Source organism: Shewanella sp. 10N.286.51.B2 (assembly GCF_041469265.1).
GTDB lineage: Bacteria > Pseudomonadota > Gammaproteobacteria > Enterobacterales > Shewanellaceae > Shewanella.
The window spans coordinates 70,132-89,396 of record NZ_JBFRKH010000064.1; the positions used below are offsets into that span (position 1 = coordinate 70,132).

Consider the following 19,265-nt stretch of genomic DNA (forward strand, 5'->3'; position numbering starts at 1 on the left):
TACGTTTGTCGGTTGACCTAATTTTAATAATGTTTCACAAAAACAAGATACTAATATTGATTCAGGTGTTTAACTATTGACCTGAATACAGGAATATTACAAAGTGTCTTTAGAAATCAATCGCTTTTAGGTTAGATAGTTCAGTATCGTATGACAAAAATAATCACTACCTTTAGATATTTGCTTTTAAGTTGGCTCAGTTATATTGATTCATGGCTTGAAAAGTCTAATCATTCGGATATAAAACAATCTAAATTCGTGGATCTCGCACCAACTGATCAGGCAGACAAGGAAGGTATATATACCGAAGCTATTTTGTTTGCTACGAATAATACCAAGGTATCCAACATTGCTCTGACTGGCCCTTATGGTTCGGGAAAGAGCAGCATCATCCAATCCTTCTTGAAGAAGTATCGACGACCTGCGCTTCAAATATCTCTAGCCTCCTTCGTTCCCGAGACTGATACAGGGGGGGATAATGTTAGTCGGCAAGAGATTGAAAGAAGCATCCTACAGCAAATATTGTACGGTGCTGACGCAAACAAACTTCCTCTTTCGCGCTTCAAAAGAATTCAGTCACCAGGAGTTTGGTCGTTTCTTAAATCTCTTTACATCATGTTTGGAGCTATTGCGCTTTGGTACGTATTTCATTTACGAGTAGATATAATCAAAGGTGAATTTTTGGTTCCGTTTGAACTCAGCAATTGGTTTAATATAGGAGTTTTCTTTTTCGCGGCAGTATTCCTCTGGGTAGTCCTGCATCACTTTTATGTGGCTAGTTTCGGTCTGTCACTGAAGAGCATTTCGTTGAAGGACGTTGAGATTAAACCAGTATCTGACGATCAAGCGTCCATATTGAACCGTCATCTAGACGAAATAGTCTACTTCTTCCAATCGACTAAATACGATCTTGTAATCATTGAGGATTTAGACCGATTTAATAATGCGGATATTTTCGTCACACTCCGTGAAATTAATAGTCTCGTGAACGAAAACGCAGGTGTTAAGCGTACTATTAGGTTCCTCTATGCCCTGCGTGACGATATGTTTGTCAACACCGAACGAACTAAGTTCTTTGAATTCATTATTCCCGTCATACCTATCATCAACACATCGAATTCGATCGACATGGTATTGGATCAAGGAAGTAGACTGGAGCTCGACGGACGTCTAAAACGGCAGTTTCTGAGAGAGGTCTCACGTTACCTGAACGACCTGAGATTGATTCGAAACATCTTTAATGAATACGCTATTTATTCTGCTAATTTGGACTCAGCTGAAGAGAATCTGCTCGATGCCAACAAGCTTCTTGCGATCCTTATCTATAAAAATGTTTATCCGAGTGACTTTGAACAACTGCACCGTGGCACGGGTAATCTATTTAGAATATTGAATTTAAAAAACGAACTTATTAATTCTATTGAAGTGACGTATAGAAAAGAGATTACGGAACTTGAAGAATGGCTTAAAATTGCAGAGCAACAGACACCTTCTGACATTAGAGAGTTACAGCAAGTATATGCTATGGCTTTAGTTGAGAAGCTTCCAGCGAATGCTATGAGCGTTAGTTCTAATCAGCAAACATGGGTCTCGATTCCTGATATAGTCAGGCAAGATTCATTAGATAAACTGCTTGAAGGTTCAGTTCTACACTACCGCAACCAACAAGGTCATCGTAATCAGGTTGATATTTCGAAATTGCAAAGCGAGGTGGATTCTTATAAATCTTACCTTCAACGCAAAGAGATAATCGAAAGTAAGTCGGCTGATAATAAGAATAAAACCTTGCTTAAAATAAGTGATCTTAGATCAAAAATAGCAACACACCGGCAAACCAAGCTCTACGAGCTGCTGCGTTTGAATACCAGCATTCTTAAGGAGTATTGGCCAACCTTCGGTGAAAACGGAGAACTTGCCCGTTTTCTGCTTCTAGAAGGTCATATTGACGATACCTATTATCAATACACTTCACTATTTCACTCGGGACGTTTGTCGCCTAATGACAACAAGTTTCTGATCCAGATACGGGCATTTGTCACACCAGAGCCTGATTTCCCTCTCGATAATCCACAAGAAATTATTGCTGCTATGCGAAATGAAGACTTCAGTCAAAGCTATGTCTTGAACGTCAAAATTGTGGATACTCTTCTAGGTGAGCCAAACAGTTACCATGAGCATATTAAAAAGCTTTTCCAGTACCTCTCATCGAAGTTTAATAGCTGCGAGAGATTTTTCGATGCCTATTACAACAGCGGCAACGATGTTTCAGGACTTCTTTCAGGATTAACCAATGAATGGGATGGCTTTATCCCAGCAGTTATAACCAGCCCAAACAATATCTCCCACGTCAGCCAACTGCTCGCGATTCTACCAGAAACCTCGCTCAAAACACTCGCAATGGATTTTGACGAGTTACCAGATTTCGTTTCGGCGAATCTTCCTGAGATTTTGGTGAATTTACCTGAACTAGCACCTAAACGCCTTAAATGCCTCGATTTTGAAGTCAAAGATCTAGATTCCATCAAAGAACACTCTGAGATTGTAGGTATGATGTTCAAAGAGGGGCTTTTTGAGCTCAATATGTGGAATCTAGAATACGTTTGGCAAGCGATTTTAGGAGAGAACGATCTTGAGCCACTACGAACGAGGAACTTCACAGCCATACGTTCGACGAATAATGAAACCCTGATTAAGCGAATAAAGCGCGATTTCAACTGCTACTTTACAAATATACTTTTGGAGCTTGAAGAAAATTCTAACGAGAATGCTTCAGCTATCCTTGAAGTGATTCAATGCGATACGTTTGAACAAGATGATATTCAGATGTTTCTTGAACGGCAAACGACTCTATTACCAGCCTTAGAGGTCGTGCCTGAGAGGTTACACTCGATGCTGTTTGAGTTAGGTGGGATCGAGCCAACCTGGGCCAACTGTCTTACTTTCATCGACAGTAAAATGTTCGAAGAAAATAGCCTAATCGGATATCTTGATCGGGATACTGTCCGTAAAGTTATCTTGGAACAACCTATACCTAGTGATCCGGCTTCACTAAAGCTGCGCCATTTCCTCATCAATGCGGGCTCGCTGTCTGATGAAGCCTACAGAGAATATGCTCACGCCCTGCCGAAGTCGTTCAAGAGTCCACCAAAAGAAATCGAAGAAAACAAGCTTAAAATACTGATTAGTGAAGGTAAGTTAATATTCACTAAGGAAAACCTCGATGCGATCGCTGAACACTGTGATTTGCAGATTTTATTCGTAGCGGCCAACATCGACTCATATCTTGCGGACTCTGACAGCTTTGCACTCGACGATGACTTTCTAGAGGAGCTTCTTCGCTCTGAAATTGATAATATAGCCAAGCTTGGGATAATTGAATTGATGGACCTAGAATTGCTTGTGGATCTTCCTAAGCGGTCAGCTATTATCGGCTCAATTATTGTCAACACCGACGCCAACATATCCAGTCTTAATCGGAGTATTGCACAATCCCTGATAAGGTATTCTTCGCCCATAACGACGCAAATCACACTACTTAACAAGTATCATTCTCTTATGACAAATGACGAAGTTCGCCTTGCCTTGAGCAATCTACCTAAACCATTTTCAGAAATAAAAACAGGATACAACTCGCCGAGATTGAAAAACACTCCCGAGAATCAGCTTTTGGTTAAATGGCTTGATTCAAAAGGCATTATTTCATCATCGACTGATAGTTTTTACACTGACGAAATAAAAGTGAACCTTTATAGAAGGTGATATAAATAAGCAATATAATCAGTGGTTTAAAAAAATTAACATAGCATAACGTAATAAGCCACATCAGTATCGTGGCTGTTTAACATGGATTGGCTTCGCTTGCTCATGTACAAGCATTACATGCCATAAATTATGAACAAAGTAATAAAATGCCAAATTGTTGGGAATGGAAAGCCTTTAAAGGCGGCGATGTTAACCCATAGAAATATTAATCCGAAACTCACGGATTAGAGTTAAAAACCTAACTCGGAAATGTCCAGAAACGTGTCAGCTTTGATACTAGAACCTGACACACTTCTGGGCAGAAGTGATTTGCAAGATTAGTCGCTCAACTACAGGCACATCTAGCTTCGCAAGAGCGCAGAATAAACTATGGATAATGCTTCGCATTAACACACAGCTTATTTCCGCTTGCACCCGTAGTCACTCCTTAATCATAAGTTTTATTATTGTTTTGTTAAAAGCTCAACAAGATAACTATTGCGTTTGTGAGAATGACTAGGGGCTTCGGTTACAAGTCTAAATTCAGCACTTGAGCCGACAATATGTATTTCATGTTCCGCCCTCGTGATTGCGGTATAGAGCCAAGCCCTATCTACGATTCTGCCTTTTTTCAGGGCGATAATGATACGTGGGAACTGGGAGCCTTGCGCTTTGTGAAGGGTTATTGCATAACCCAGTTCCATACAATCCAATACAGTTTGTGTGATTTCAATCTTATCTCCAGTATCAAGGGTCACTTCACCATAACTATCACCACTAGCCGTAACGCTTGTGAGAACACCAAGAGAGCCATTCTGTATGCCTTTATCGTAATGATTACGGGTAAACAAAATCGTGTCATTTAAACGGATATTTTGAAAAAACTTCTCACTATTAATTTCAAATTCAAGCCTACTACCATTGGGATTTATGGCCTCCTGGGTCAGCATATTGATTTCAGCAACTAGGGCTTTTGTAGGAGCCATAATACGGCTATTTTCGGGAGACTTTTGATACAACTGACAGCAGACTTGAGCAATGTTTTCTTGACTGGTTTCGTGAAAGTGTATTGCATCTGTGCTTAAGTGATCTGGCATCACGCCCTGATTAATGAGCTTTGAGTATTCAGGGATGCCCGTTGAGCCTTCTTGCCTTTTGACAATATCCAGCATGGTGTTAGCAACCGTTTTTGCTTGAACAATATCAGCCAGTACTTTACCGCATCCTATTGGTGGAAGTTGGTCTGGGTCGCCAGTAAATATTAATCGTGTAGAAGGATGAATGTGATTTACAAGGCGATACATGGTCGGCAAATCAATCATGCTCGCTTCATCAATAACTAAGAGGTGATTGGTTTGTTTATCGCTGGGTTCAATAGGCTCTTCACGGAGAAACTTAGCAATGGTTGAAGTGACAAAGCCAATCGACTCATGCAGTCTCATCGCTGCGCGACCACTCAGCGCAACGGCATGGACTTCAAAGCCCTGTTGATGATAAGCCTTAAGTGCGGTTCTTAGTACCGTTGTCTTGCCTGTGCCTGCTCCGCCTGTAATGCAACTTACCGAGCTATCTAAGCACGTTATTACGGCTTCGGTTTGCTTGCTGGTTAAGTCGTAAGGCAGCTCGGCAACCGCAGTACAATATGCAGCATTAGCCTGTTCATCCAACAAATCATTGCATTTGACTAATGCGTTAAGTCTTTTAGCAACGACACTCTCCATCAAGAGTTGTGCGGTTGGGTGATAAGTTCCCTTGTCAGGATTTAAAATGTACTGCGCCTTATTATGGCCCGATTGAAATGCCTGCGTTATCAGTATTTTGTCTTTAAGGAGTTTGTAGAGGTAAGGGCGCACGTTAGTGTGAGTGGTATAGGTATGACCCTTTTCAATTTCTTTTCGAATAGCCATTTCAAGTGCTGCACTAAGTCTTCTTGGATCATCCTTTGCAACATCGGTCTTAAAATCCGTTACCTTGATAATATCTTCAATGTCGCTGAACGAAAGACCAAAACCAATAAGTGCATAGGGATTGCCCTTGATAACATCGATAGAGACTTCACCATGATGCTTAAGGAGCCGTTGCTGCACACTGGCAGGGATTTTGTGCTCACTCATCCAGTTGCAATACGCTAAATTTTTGTATTTGGCATAGCCTTTGTAAAGTGATTCCACAGAATCGTCATTCACAATCGATTTCAGGCGCTTTCTGGATTCAGGTGTGTCATTTCTTAATGTGACATGAAAGTCTTTACCTAAGAGCTGCCAAAGCGCTCTGGCTTTGCTTTCCCCAATCCCTTTGAATATGCTTTCTCTGGCGATAAAGCGTATTAGTTGCTCACCTGTTTCGGGCAAAGAGCACTCAACATACTCTGGTGATTCATAGGTGTGCTGCTGCATCACATAATCGCCTGTCTCGATGTTTTTTAATTGTCGATGACCTTTGACTGACCAATGCTGACCCAGTTCAGGTTGTATGGGGATGCTCTCAGGGTCGACTTTGATGGTGACGTAATACTTGCCACTATTGGTTTTGTAAGAGCCTTTTGCCAGCGGCACACCGCTGAATATCACCATGTTGGTCGAGCGGAAAGGGACACTAGTTACACGCATCTGGTCTTCATGCAAAGCGGCATTCATCGTGGCATTAACCCCATTTCAGATAAGGTTTCAGACAGTTCACCGAAACGTTCAAGTCGCTTTTCAAGCTCTTTGACCTTAGCTTTTAATTCAATATTCTCAGACTCTAATAAAGACACTCGCTTTGAATCAAGCAGTTTACGATTCGCTGTATTGTCGTAGGCTTTGGGTTTATCCGCATTCTTCTTTGCAGCGTTAGTTAAAGGTGGCAGGACGCCTTTACCACGCAGTTCATCTTCTAAAGCTTTAAGTGCCGTTTTGAGGGCAGGGTTTTGATTTAAAGCAGATTTACCACAGCCAATCCCTTTTGCCACTTCAATGCGATTAAGCTGACCTCTGAACACGATTTGTTTAAAGTCATCGTCCGTCTGTGTGGCTTTCCAAACCTCAAATGCCTCAAGGTTTTGCTGCGCCTTTTGCTGACCACCTGCCATTTTACCCCTCGCTATATTTTGATTGAAGGCTGAGTGCGTTAGACATTGTTGGGTGTTTACGAATTGCTGCGCTCAATGTCTTGCAGAGTTTTTTGAAACACATCCATGACACTTGGATTAGTTTTGCCAATGCTGGATAACTTTTGAATGAAAGCCTGAAGCTTACCAATCTCTGACTGTGCTACCGCAAGTTGCGCCTCCAGTTGTATCACCTTTTGTGCTAAATCCACGTCTTGTTGCAAGTAAGCAATTAATTCCTTGTTTTCAGACGAAACAGGCTTGCCCCTTAATACTTGCTTTTTCTGCTTGTACTCGTGCTTGATATTGGCGTACTTGTCGAGCGTTTGTCTCGTTGTAGCGATACCTAAGCTGGATTCTATTTTTGTGACTAGTAAATCCCACGTTAGTTTACCCTCCCAGCTTCGGATGAGGGCTTGAATGGAGATTTGCTGTTCAGTTTCTAGTGATTTAATTGCCATATTTATTGCCCTAGAGTGAGCCCAAGAAACCCAAAAAATTATTTGTGGCTTCATCTTTGTTATTGTCGTTTTTTGCCTCAATAGCAGCTTGCAGGGCTTGCTCGGCATCAGGTAGCGCTAACTCTGTATCTTCCACTGTTTGGGTCTCTAAATTGGTGATTCTTATGCTGTTTGAACCAGCTAGCAATCGCACCATACGACCTTCCTCTATTGTCTTGTCGGACAACACTTCAATGAGTTTTTTTAGCATACAAGTATTGCGATAATGGGTTCTGTACCACTTGTGCTGCGCTTCACTGGTTTCAAAGTTGATAGACGCCTGAACCCTCTCCAAGTTGTGCGTTTGCACTTTCAAATCCTTCTGGAGTAAGTCGATTGCCTCACTATCATGGGTCACATGGCAAGAAGATGAGCATAACGCACATTGCGTTTCAAACTCCGACATATAAGTGCAGGGTGAGAGGGCGAGGTTTTGATCGCAAAACCCTGTTTCATGAACAAAAGTCGGTGTTTCATTGTCGATAGCCTTATTAAATTGTTCCATGGTCGCAATACGAAGCTTTATCTTATTTTCGACATCGCTTTCTAGTTCATTAGAATAAGAGATATCCCCAATGACAGAAGCGTTTTGAGCGTCAGTGGTATGGATGTAGGTCAGTGTTTGCTCGGCGCTCTTTCGGCCTGACAACATAGAAATAAGGTGGTGAGGCAGTCCTTTTTTCGCCAGAAGATCATTTTGCCAATGACGCAGTTGGTGCGGCTTGAGCAAAAAGCTGGATGAGAAGCCGTGTCGCTCAAAGAGCGTAAGCCTACTTTTAGAGCGTTTTATTAGATCGTCAGAAAAGTAACTACTTAGCGAATGGATAGCCACTAAAAAGAAGGGGTGTGTCACTCTGCCACCCAATTGCTTTTGTGTGTAGGCAAATAATGCTTTCTCAAAATCCACAAGTTTAGTTTGATGTTTATTGTAACCTTTTAGGTGAGATTGATTCATCTCGATGGTGTGATTTTGAAACTCTGCTACGGTGGGTTCTTGCTTGCCTGCTGTATAGTTATCGTATTGAGGCTGCGAATTGCACGAACTTCCTGTAAGCGCAAAAGCGTAAGGGCAGTGACCCTTAAACACCAGTGTGTCGAAGGGTTCAAGCTGTGCAATGGGCTTGATGAACCTTGGCTGATGCGGGTTTCGTACGTCTGTTTTGTCGGTTGCCCTTTTTGTGTCAGGTGTAACTCGCACACATTTGTCACTACCGTCAAAAAAGCCCAGCAGCAAACCAAGATGTAATAGATTGATTGATTTGCTCATGGAAGGCTTAAGCAGGGCAATATTCTCATCGCTGGGCGTAAATTCACCGAGCACTTCTTTGAGAGGGCGGTTCGGCTTTTGATAGAATCGAGCCAGCGCTCTTGCAGGCTCTGTAGCGAGAATGGTGTAGTGCAACGCTCTGTCTACGCTGTCGACCATTTCTGCATTAATGTGATTTTGATTATCCTTATACCCCTTTGAGCCTCGCCAGTTGAGATAATGCACCGTTTTTTCCTGTCCATCGACAACTTGTGTATGAGCCTTTATGCGTTGCACTGTTAAAAGTACTTGCTCTGCGCCGACCCGATTAGGTGAAGCCATGCCAAGTGCTGCCATGGTACAACTAAAGCTGTCTCGCTGCTCTTGCTTCGATAATAAAAGGGATTGCCAAGCCTTAATGTTTTCCTTGTCATCACCCTGATAGGCTGGAATAACATCATAGAAGATAGCCCCGAGCGCCAGTAGTGCGTTTTCGGAGGGGAGCTTGTTTTGTTCTGCTTGTAGCGCATCATCGCCACTTTTACTGCGAACTGATTCAACTGTAGTATTAATGTAGGGCTGACAGCTCTTCGCCAGCATTTTATGTTGATGCAGCCAGTTGATAAAAGATGTTAAGTTAGTGCTGTATGTCATCAGGTTGATGGCAGATTGAATCCTTTCAAGGGTGGCGGTCGCGACATTCTCATTTAGGTGACAAAGGAAGATTCTTGCGGCTGTGAGTTTTCCTACTTTATATTTTATAGATATGTTTTCTTTTAATATATCAAGGGCATAGGTAAATAATAACTCATGCACCTCGGGTGCTAAACGATCTTCATCCGTGAAACGCGTACCTATTTGGGGTTTCTTTCTATTTAGATTACAAAAGTAAATATTCTGGGTTCTGTTGTCACTGTCGGTAAATGTGACAGCAATATCTTCCCAAGATGCCTGCTCACCTTGAGCGTTGGTAAATCCAATCAGAGGCTGTGCTTTCTTTTTGGCGACATAAGCGCGTTGATTATCAATGTAGCGGTTAATCTGACTCATTTTTGCGCCCCCACTTTCATGGTTTGTCGTTCTTCGCACAGCATCATTGTCACTCTGATATAAAGAATAATGGTTTGCAGTCGTTTAACCGTGGCGGGGTGGCCTGATTGACTATTAATCGCCAGTTTACGCTCTGCCTTATCTAAATATTGCTGATGGTTTGCGGTTTCCAAAGGTCGAAAGTTATCACAGGGATAGCACCCCATTGGAGCGGCTCCCTTTGATTGACAGCTTGAGCAGTTGGCTGGGTTAAGTTTGTGCCCCATCTCTTCATCAAAAGGGCTTTTAACTTTAAAGTCTGAGTGTTGCTGTAATTTTTTCGAAGATATGCTATCAAAGCGCTGTATGACGCTGTTACCCGCAAAGGCTTCGTCAATTTTGACTCGTTCAGGCGCTTTTAAATCAAGGTAAGCTTGTATTGCGTCTATTGTAACCCCCGTAATGGCAGCAACTTGCGCAGGGCTTAATCCCATCCAAGCGGCGAGAGTGAGCTGGGTATGACGCCAGCGATTATTTTTAAAGGCAAGTGGCTTATGGGCTATACGGTCACTTTTAATGTCTAGTTTTTTATTGAAGAGGTAAGCAATATTACCCATAAGAGAGGTGGATTGGAGGTGGAAAGCCTCTGATGTATCGCTCACGGATTTAAACAGATTCTCTTTTGTATCAAATTCAGCTGAAAATAGACTTTGGTCTGGAAACAAGGGGAGCCGTTGCATTAACTCTTTGGTTTCACTTTCGGACAGTACGATGTTGTTTATGCTCAATGAAGCACAAAGGGTGGTTTCGTACACTTGGTAATACTGAAGCAACAGCTCAGACAGGTTTGGCTCTAAGCGATGTGAACGTGACTCAGCATCGACTCTAAACTGTCCAGTTTTGCCTTTAAAGGTTCGTAAGTGCAATTGCTCTACATCAGAAAAATGATGCTGTGTGAGAGGTTGCCAATCTCGATTGCTTTCCTTGTGCGACGTAAATGCCTGGCCTACCCGTAAGAGATCACACCATTTAATTTTAACCAATTGCGTAGGCCTTCTGACGATGGCAACCATCATCTGACAAGCTAGAACAGTTCTAAGGCGAGTGAAGTTCTGTGTTGTTGCGCTGTTATTATTGAGCGCATGTAAGGTTTCAATTCTTAGTGCTTCAAGAAGGTTATCACGCTCGATTTCACTGTAAGCGCCTGTTGTTTCATCAAGGATATTTTTTTGATGACCTCGTGTGCCTAAATTCTCATCCTTAACGATGTCATAGAGCGGAGTAAGAAGACTGCTGCGGTACTCGTGACTTCGTTTGGTAAATGCGTTTAGGGCATCTCTTACAGCCTTTTTATAGTCCGTGAGCGTTAACCGCCACGCCTCAAAAGTCGTTGGCTCTAAGTAATCGCAAATGGTTTTTAAGGTGCTGACATAGCCATTTAGGGTTGAATAAGCATAATGTTTAGCAACGTGCGCGATAGTCAGTCGTAGGTCGAGAAAGGTTTCGCTATCTAGCTCATTCATCCAGTTAAGGTAAAGGGGTTTCTTGTAGCCAAGCAACCATTCATCAGAAAAGAGATCGAACTCGTAGCCCGTTTGTTTTGATTGAAAAATTCGTTTTCCTTTATAGCTAATTTTTAAGCTTTTAAGTTCAACGCTGTTCATTTGCTACCTCTCAGATTCGGTACTGATTGGCTCTGATTACTCGATGAAATTTCAGCCACAGTTACCGCCAACATGAACTCGTTGTAGATTAATGCCATTTTTGAATCTTCAACCCAGCCCATCGCATATTTGCGAAGGTCTTCGATTTGGTCAGGTGAAAACCCTCTTTCTTTTGCTCTAACTTCAAAGATTTCATTCCATTTATGGCGAAGTAAATGTGGGTGCAGAGTTATGCCAATAGAGTCGCCAAACGTTTTAATTACCTTGTGGATTGCGTTGTAAGACATTGGCTGTCCGATGGTTTTTCCTTTTTCTGAGATGAATAAAAAATCATGTTCATGAGCGTTTGGTGTGCTTTTACGCACGGTTTCAATATAGAGCTTAATAAACTTCATTAAATCACGAGAGATTGGAACAGAAAGTGCTTTTGTTTTATTCGCAGCGGGAAGGCGTCTTGTGTCCGTTGGGTCGTTGGGCGTTCGGGTGAGTAGGAATCTAGGATTGCCCCAATCATCTATTAAATCACTTACCTTTAATTTCAATACCGCACCCACGCGTACCCCTGAATCAATCAATATTTGGGCGATTATTTGATTTCGAAGTTTACTCGATTTGAATGGATTATCAGGAGAGCATTCTTGAATAACATCCAACAAATTAAAGAATTTATCGGATGGGATAGCAGATTCAAAAGCATCTTTAGTAATAGTATTGTCCTTTCGGGAGCTAGATATTACGGTGCTTATGTAGAGTTTAAATTTATTAAATTGGTCATCGGTGCTGATTTGCTGCTTAGTTTCAGCTTTATCGTAGTGATGGCACACGTATAAAAACTCAATGTAGGCTTTCAGGCGATTGAGGCGTTGATTAAAAGTATGCGCTGACACTTCTGATTGACTGTTGGATGTCGCATGGATTGCATCCCTGATTCTTTTATCGGTAAGGGTAACTACTGTGCTGTCTTCGCTATCAGATTCTGTGCCCACATAAAATTTACAAGTACGAATATAACTGTCAATTTCTTCAATAGATAGAAAAGTGCCACTCGCAACACGCTCAACGAGATCAATACCTTTATCAATGAAGAAGCAATATAGAAACTTCAATTCGTAGGCATATTTTTTTATGGTATAGAATGACGGTGACTGTTTTGACTTTGACTTTGAAAGTGGAGAATTATGATTGCCATTAAGATAAGCATTCAAGTACAAGCAGCAAGGTAAGCCATCCCTAATAACAGCGGGAAATGAATAACCATTTATATCCTTGTATATTTTTACTTGAACATTAACACTCAAAGCATTCATTGCAAAGTCAACCATTAATTATACATAAATACACCTTAATTGGCCTTTTTGCTTTTGTAAAGGTAAAAAAATAGATTCCCTTGGGAATCTATTACTTCGCATGAGTATAATCCTTTACTTTTTCTTTGGTGGAGAGTATTCGCAAAGGTCTTCTATCATACAGCTACCACAGCGAGGCTTGCGGGCGATGCAGGTATAGCGTCCATGTAAAATAAACCAGTGATGTACATCGACTTTAAATTCGGCAGGGGTGACTTTCAGCATTTTTTCTTCTACTTGGTCGACATTTTTACCCATGGCAAATTTAGTGCGATTTGCCATACGAAAAATATGGGTATCAACAGCGATGGTCGGCCAGCCAAAAGACGGTGAAACTAGACGTTGTTATAGTAATGTAATAGGCTAGTGTTAACTCTTTCATCATGGTAAAAATAATGAGCCATACACATTCAAAGCCTCTACTGTACAGTTATATACGCTTCTCAACTATGGAGCAGGCTAAAGGTCAGTCTCTTAATCGTCAAGTGAGTTATGCCAAAGAAGTTGCTAAAGAAAAAGGCTTGGAGCTTGATGATTCTCTTACTATGCGTGATATGGGGTTAAGTGCCTACAATGGTGCAAATATTAAAAAAGGTGCCCTAGGTGTTTTTCTAGTTGCTGTTGAACAAGGCCTTGTGCCTTCGGGTTCTATATTGGTGATTGAAAGCCTAGATCGTCTTTCTAGGGCTGCACCTCTTGAAAGTCAGGGTATTATTGCCCAGATTATCAATGCGGATATCACAGTAATCACAGCTGTTGATCGCAAAGAATATAATAAGAGGACAATTAAAGAAAATTCAATGGATTTAGTTTTTATAATCCTTGTTTTGATCCGTGCACATGAAGAAAGTGAAACTAAGTCAATCCGCGTTCGCTCAGCTTTGACTAAACAATGTAATGATTGGTTAGAAGGCAAAAGGGGCTTTCGTATAAAATGTGGTAAGGCTCCTAAATGGTGTGTTTGGGATGAAGAGTTAAAACAATTCACACTTGATACACTCGAACAAGCTATCATGATCCGTAAAATTGAGCTCTATATTAAAGGTCTCGGAGGGTTAAAAATAGCTGAACTGCTAAATGATGAATTCGGCAAAGGTACTGTTCACCATACTGGCGCTAATGTTTATAAGGAAGTAAAACGCCGCTCTCTACTAGGTGAATTGAATGTCAAAGTTGGTGATATTGATTATGTACTTGAAGATTATTATCCGGCCTTGATAAGTGAAGAAGAATTTAATCTGTTGATTGCCAATTCTAGTAAGCGCGGAGCGATTAAACATTCGCAAAAGTTTGTCGGTATTTTAACAGGTATAGATGTTTTTAAGTGTAGTTACTGTGGTAAATCAGTGGGGTCGCATGTTATTTATCGAAAGAAGGATCTTAGCCAAGTACCAAGTAGTCATAAACGTTACGGTTGCGTTGAGGCAAGGAGGAATAATAATTGCGTTATGACGTCGACTTTACAGATCGAGATTGTAGAAGATGCAGTTGTGAAATTTTGCCAAGATAAAGTTAATTTGCAGCGAATATTACTTAATAGCACTGACCATGAATCTATTCGCTTAGAAGGATCTAATTTAGAGTCTCAACTTTCTCAACTTACAAGTAAAATCGACAATCTAGTAGACGTTCTAACAAAATTTGGGGATAAATCTCCAGATTCCATTGCTCCAGCAATGAGAAAACTAGAGTCTGAATCAAAAGATATTATTAGCAAAATACAGCAGAATAAAAATAAACAGCTAAAAATAGCAAATTCATCTCGAGATGAAGTTACAGATCGTTGGCTTAAATTAACTGACAATTTAAACGAACTTGGTGGAGAAGAAAGGCTTGCTATTCGTCAATTGGTGAAAGATACGTTTAAAAGTATTACTATGCAGATCCATACAAGCTCCAATCAGGAAGAAACTGGCTTATCAAGTGTTTTTAATCAATTGCTTGGGGAAAAAACTGCAAGCAGTTTTGATCTGACTTTTGTATTTCATAATGACAATAAAAGGATTATTCGTTTCAATAAACATACTGGTCAAATGATGAAAGGAGTTGATTTAGTGGAATGAATTAATAAAACTAATTTTTGCTCATTACATCGTAACCTATCTCCACAGGGCTGTGTAGAGGGTCTATTTTTTTAGCTTGCTGTAGTTCTTGAACTATTTCCGTAAAGGTGCTGAATTTTACTTGAAATGCTTGTTTAAGTAATAAGAAATCAAAAGCACAAGTAAACTGAGTTAATTAAGTCTGTAACCAAACAGTAAGATATTATGACCTTGCCCAAGACTGCCAGTTTGATCAAACTGTTGTTTGGTGTTTAGATTTACAGACATATCTAATTCTATATGATTTGATATAGTTATAGTGCCTCCTCAATTAGTCAATTGAGTTGTCGACTAACATATAAAAAAATCACTTTATTATAGGTTTTCGGTAGCCTATGTGTATTTATTAGTTATCTGGTACTCATCTAAAATCCTCTTTGTTAAAAGCGTTAAATCGCTTGCAGAATTGTCTAATAACTTGATTAGTCATCGCATCAAATATTGTTTGTTTTACAACGTGACCTTGCCATATTACTTGTCCATCTTTATCGACAATAGCTAGACGATAGTCTTCAGTATTTATTTGGTCACTCATAATTGAGCTTGTTGTATCCATTTTTTTCATCATAAATCTCAATGTTGTATCTAAAGTACTCAACATTATTCACGAATCAATTTTAATCTTTAAATAGTGGGTTATGCCTTGTTTTAAATTAATTAGCTTAAGGTTCGTTCATTAAAGTGTTTAGTGATTTAATCATTGTTTTTATTGCCTTTTCTATTTGATGATATTCTTCGTATGATGATACAGCCAACAATCAGTAAAACTAGCGGTACGATAAACTCCATCGCATGACTCCTTTTGGTTAGATAAATTTAAAGAATATGTATTGGCACTTAGTCCAACAGCTTGGTGGGCTGGTTGGGGTATCGTATTTCTTATCATAGACATATAAACCCCATTGAAATTTCAAATGCATAACGACTATCGGCACAAGGTAGATGCCGTTATTGAGTGTGAAATACAGGTAGCCACAAATGATTGAGACGATCAACATGAAAAAATAGGGTGTTAGTCTCGCTAATAGTTGTTCAGTCATATGATTAAAACCCGCTATCTTAAAAGTGATTGTCGAAACTAGAGTCACAACTGCTATCAAAACTACTTTCAAAGCTAGAGTCACAGGATGAGGATGAGTCATCAAAACTGAGGCTCGTTGTCGTTTCGGTTACGCCGTATGGGTTACCATTAATATCTACTTGTGAGCCTGAAATCATTGGCGTGCCGTCGATATTCGTAATGGGTTGAGCCGAGTTTAATTTAGTCATGAATTATCCTTTTTCATCGATTTTATTTTTAGTTCTCTATACAAGTTAATGAAAAAATGCTAAAAAGCAAACTTGTTTGACTGCAACGCTCAGCAACAAAAAGTTTGTTAAATCCTGCTTATTTTCTTTTCTATTATCTTCACTTTTTCGCTCAAAAAATTTAATTACTCCTCATTAGTCCAAGGCTTTTATTCGATAGAATTCGCTGTTAACCAGCAAAACTCGGCACGATTTTTTGCGACAAAACGGCTTGTGATAACAAGCTTTCAAAGCGCGTATTTGGGCGTTGACGAAGTCATCGTTCAAAGGAGCCCGCGCATGTACAGCTGGTCTGTACTAACCGTATTTTAGTTTTGCCCTAGCAAAATTCAGGCGTTAATTTGGGACAAATTAATGGCTAAACCTTAAGTCTTTTCGGTAGAAAAGCTAAGCGGCGTATGAGGGGATAAATGTGGCACACATCCCTCTATCGACAGCGGCAGAAATGCGGTTAGTACAGAGCGTAGCTCGGTGCATGCGCGGCTTATGTCTTGAAGTGCTAGAACGGAGTTCGTAAGCCAGCGATGATGACGAGTCATCAGAGTGGGCGGGCGCTTCATGGCATATGAGTGAATTGCTCATCAGGCAAAGCCTGGCTTGGTAGCGATGTTCATCGCTATTTTCATCCAGGTAGGGATAAATCAGTTTAACGGCATGAATTACGAGACATGTGGTGATAATTTGCAGTGCCTGACACTACTTATTGATATCAATAATTCAAAGAATACGGATATCACTATGCACACACATCAAGCGTTACAGAATGCGATTAACATAAGCGTTTATGAGGCGGGCGATAAGGCTGAAAAGTTTCAGCCTTATCTGTTTATTCCTATGCGGTATTTCTGCGGCGCTAACAATAATCAAACGGGCAAAGCTCGGCGGGAACTCACCATCAAAATAGTGGCAAGATTTGGGGTGACGTCACCGACGATTATTGCCTGGCTATATGGTATTTCTCAACGACAAGCCTTAGAGCATTTGAACAAGCTCACCAAGGAGAAATTACTCAATGTGGTTATCACACATCGGTCTTTAGATAATCGCGTCTATGTACTCGATTATGCTGGGGCAAAATACGCTGAAGAATTACTGTCCGTGGCAGTGTATTTTCGCTCAGGCGAGAACGCATCATTAAGGGTCAATCTAAATACTGTGATGCATGATTTGATGATGCAGTATATCCAGCTTCGAGGTGTGCATAATAAAAGTAAGGATGGCGAGGATAATGTGTTTTGGCACACTATGGTGACAGAGCCGGAGTTTAAAAGGCTATTTAAGTCTCATGATGTGAGAAACGTGGATGGCATTGTACTTGAAGTGTCTGGCAGCATTACAGCGATTGAAATGGAGCATTCATTTAAGACCAAGGCGGCAAGGCAAACCATTCTATTAAAATGGCTATACGGCTTAAATCATGGCTATTACGATAAAGTGATGTTGTTCTCGCAATCACAGCAGATATTCAGTGATATTAAGCGACTGCATAACCAACTATTCGAAGAGATGGTGACTCGAGTAGATAAAAAGACCCGCCAGCCATTACTAACAGAATCGGACGTCGATTTATTACAAAGCAGAATGATATACAGAACGGTTTTTTGCAGTGAATTAGATAAGATTTTCTATCATTAAAATTAAAGAGGGCACCGACAGGAGCCTTTGAAACGAAGGCTTCTAGCATCACATCTGTGTTAAGTCACTAAACCACAATACAATGGTCACCTACGCCATTTTACTTTGGCGCCTAAACGGAAAAAAAGGCGCTATGCCTTTTTCCCGTTATTGTTGCGGTCCTAACACCCCAAATATTTAAAACATTTTTAGTTGAAAAAATTTTATAACGATATAGCTCTTATACCGATATGTTCTCTGATTTCCGCATGTGAGCTAACAATAACTAGGCTTCGAGACGAGGCGTTTTTAGTTTTTATGGCTTTTTTACTGTAGTTGTAGGGCCTTATATATACATACAAACAACTATGGATAATTTTGGTAGGTGAAGTAAATAATCATGCAATGAGCATGATTTTTGTTGACGTGATTTTATGGTTAGTCGTTTAAGTCGTGTGCAATACTCCTCATGCCTTAAAAGGAGGAAGATTTATAGTCTATTTTGATATTTTTAGAATTCTTCCCCCTAAAAAAGCGAACCTTTACAGGTTCGCTAGTTGGTTGCTAATGACATTAATTTAATGCATTAACGTATTCTACCCAAAGTGGCGCTGCGAATTCAAAATAATCTGTAGGGCATAAGCCGAACATTGTCTGAAACTCAAGGCTGTACATCTCACAAAAGGCAGTAATCTCATCTTTATACATTAGTAATATTTTTATCATATCCACTCCTGTTAAGTATTGAGCGCCTAAATCGGCGTGCTTATATAAGAGCGATTCACTAATACTGATGCCAAGCATGTGTCCTTCTTTATCTAAATGTAGATAAATGTACCGTTCAAACCATAATTTTGCAGTTCCATTATCACTGTCAACATTTGCCAGTAGTAATAGAGAATAGTTTTCAGTGATACGGTTGCTAGATTTAGGGTATAAACGAAATACTTGAGATTGGTCCATAATTGACTCCTAGTTATTGTCCTCGCTAATAACTAGGTGCTCAATGGGAGAATTATGGAATGTCGTGCATTCTTGGGTTAGTTCAGTTCTGGATACTAGAATATTATTCACTAAATGGAAGGAGATGATTAATGAAATATTTGGAAAAATTTGGCTGGCTACTCTGCCTAAATTATGACCGACACAAAACCTAAGTTAGTTTTCACACAGGATGAAAACTAACTTATCTCGTCAAATTTTAGACATAATTCTATAATGCTCAGGATAACCAGCATCTAGAAAGAGTAATCTAAATGCTTCTTTGAAATCTGCATAATTAAATCATTTAAAATCAGAGATATTTTGACCTAAGGAATGAGACTCTCTATTAATATACCTAACGAAGGCTTGGTACCTATTAGCCTGAAGTGCAGGGATTTGAACGACATTACTTAAATCTTTTTTCTGTACAAAATTCACTTATATCCACCAAAAAAATTAACCTAGTGAGTGAGTTAGGGCTGAGGTTTGATAAGCTTTAGCTTGTTTAGGTTATTAAAAATTCATTACAAAAAAATACCGTTTTGTAAACATAAGGGGTTTAAGCAAATATTTATGGTCTTTTTAACCTGAAATCCTTTACAAAAATAGTCACCTTGCCATTCTGGGTTCTAAGGTACTCATT

Annotated in this window: 12 protein-coding genes and 1 pseudogene; 3 read left to right on the forward strand and 10 right to left on the reverse strand. The window is 40.1% G+C overall.

What is annotated here, in order from left to right; translation table 11 throughout:
• The first annotated feature begins 150 nt into the window (after positions 1 to 150).
• Positions 151 to 3,759 carry an ATP-binding protein gene (locus AB4140_RS16760; RefSeq protein ID WP_372001834.1) on the forward strand — a complete coding sequence of 1,203 codons (3,609 nt, stop codon included), beginning with the start codon at positions 151 to 153 and terminating at the stop codon, positions 3,757 to 3,759.
• A gap of 446 nt (positions 3,760 to 4,205) precedes the next feature.
• On the opposite strand, the gene AB4140_RS16765 is transcribed toward AB4140_RS16760, so the two are convergent.
• From AB4140_RS16765 to AB4140_RS16795, 7 genes and pseudogenes are all read right to left on the reverse strand, one after another.
• Positions 4,206 to 6,377 carry an AAA family ATPase gene (locus tag AB4140_RS16765; RefSeq protein WP_372001836.1) on the reverse strand — a complete coding sequence of 724 codons (2,172 nt, stop codon included), beginning with the start codon at positions 6,375 to 6,377 and terminating at the stop codon, positions 4,206 to 4,208.
• A complete protein-coding gene (locus AB4140_RS16770) occupies positions 6,374 to 6,811 on the reverse strand; it encodes a VPA1267 family protein (protein WP_303414789.1) in 438 nt (145 codons plus the stop codon). Before AB4140_RS16770 ends, AB4140_RS16765 begins: the two co-directional genes overlap by 4 nt.
• A 56-nt stretch (positions 6,812 to 6,867) precedes the next feature.
• Entirely contained in the window at positions 6,868 to 7,290 is a 423-nt protein-coding gene (locus AB4140_RS16775) for a hypothetical protein (protein ID WP_372001838.1), read from the reverse strand.
• A 10-nt stretch (positions 7,291 to 7,300) separates the two neighbouring features.
• Complete coding sequence (locus AB4140_RS16780) at positions 7,301 to 9,625, reverse strand: hypothetical protein (protein WP_372001840.1); 2,325 nt, start codon at positions 9,623 to 9,625, stop codon at positions 7,301 to 7,303.
• Positions 9,622 to 11,268 (reverse strand): hypothetical protein, encoded by a 1,647-nt coding sequence (locus AB4140_RS16785; protein WP_372001842.1) that lies wholly within the window; start codon positions 11,266 to 11,268, stop codon positions 9,622 to 9,624. The genes AB4140_RS16780 and AB4140_RS16785 overlap by 4 nt, the downstream gene beginning before the upstream one ends.
• Entirely contained in the window at positions 11,265 to 12,590 is a 1,326-nt protein-coding gene (locus AB4140_RS16790; RefSeq protein WP_372001843.1) for a tyrosine-type recombinase/integrase, read from the reverse strand. The genes AB4140_RS16785 and AB4140_RS16790 overlap by 4 nt, the downstream gene beginning before the upstream one ends.
• A gap of 99 nt (positions 12,591 to 12,689) precedes the next feature.
• A pseudogene (locus AB4140_RS16795) lies at positions 12,690 to 12,941 on the reverse strand (endonuclease III); the annotation flags it as partial.
• A gap of 68 nt (positions 12,942 to 13,009) precedes the next feature.
• On the opposite strand from AB4140_RS16795, the gene AB4140_RS16800 reads away from it, so the two are divergent.
• The gene (locus AB4140_RS16800) at positions 13,010 to 14,677 is read left to right on the forward strand and encodes a recombinase family protein (protein ID WP_372001845.1); all 1,668 of its coding nucleotides are present in this window, start codon (positions 13,010 to 13,012) and stop codon (positions 14,675 to 14,677) included.
• Between the two features lie 400 nt (positions 14,678 to 15,077).
• Here the strand turns inward: AB4140_RS16800 and AB4140_RS16805 are convergent, their stop codons facing one another.
• Both AB4140_RS16805 and AB4140_RS16810 read right to left on the reverse strand, forming a co-directional pair.
• Positions 15,078 to 15,284: a hypothetical protein gene (locus AB4140_RS16805; RefSeq protein ID WP_372001847.1), complete on the reverse strand. Its 207-nt coding sequence runs from the start codon at positions 15,282 to 15,284 to the stop codon at positions 15,078 to 15,080.
• Positions 15,285 to 15,775: 491 nt separating this feature from the next.
• On the reverse strand, positions 15,776 to 15,985 hold the full coding sequence (locus AB4140_RS16810; protein ID WP_372001849.1) for a hypothetical protein: 210 nt from the start codon (positions 15,983 to 15,985) through the stop codon (positions 15,776 to 15,778).
• A 777-nt stretch (positions 15,986 to 16,762) separates the two neighbouring features.
• Between AB4140_RS16810 and AB4140_RS16815 the strand changes: the two genes are divergently transcribed.
• On the forward strand, positions 16,763 to 17,659 hold the full coding sequence (locus AB4140_RS16815) for a hypothetical protein (protein WP_372001851.1): 897 nt from the start codon (positions 16,763 to 16,765) through the stop codon (positions 17,657 to 17,659).
• Between the two features lie 552 nt (positions 17,660 to 18,211).
• On the opposite strand, the gene AB4140_RS16820 is transcribed toward AB4140_RS16815, so the two are convergent.
• Positions 18,212 to 18,601 carry a hypothetical protein gene (locus tag AB4140_RS16820; protein ID WP_372001852.1) on the reverse strand — a complete coding sequence of 130 codons (390 nt, stop codon included), beginning with the start codon at positions 18,599 to 18,601 and terminating at the stop codon, positions 18,212 to 18,214.
• Positions 18,602 to 19,265 lie beyond the last annotated feature (664 nt).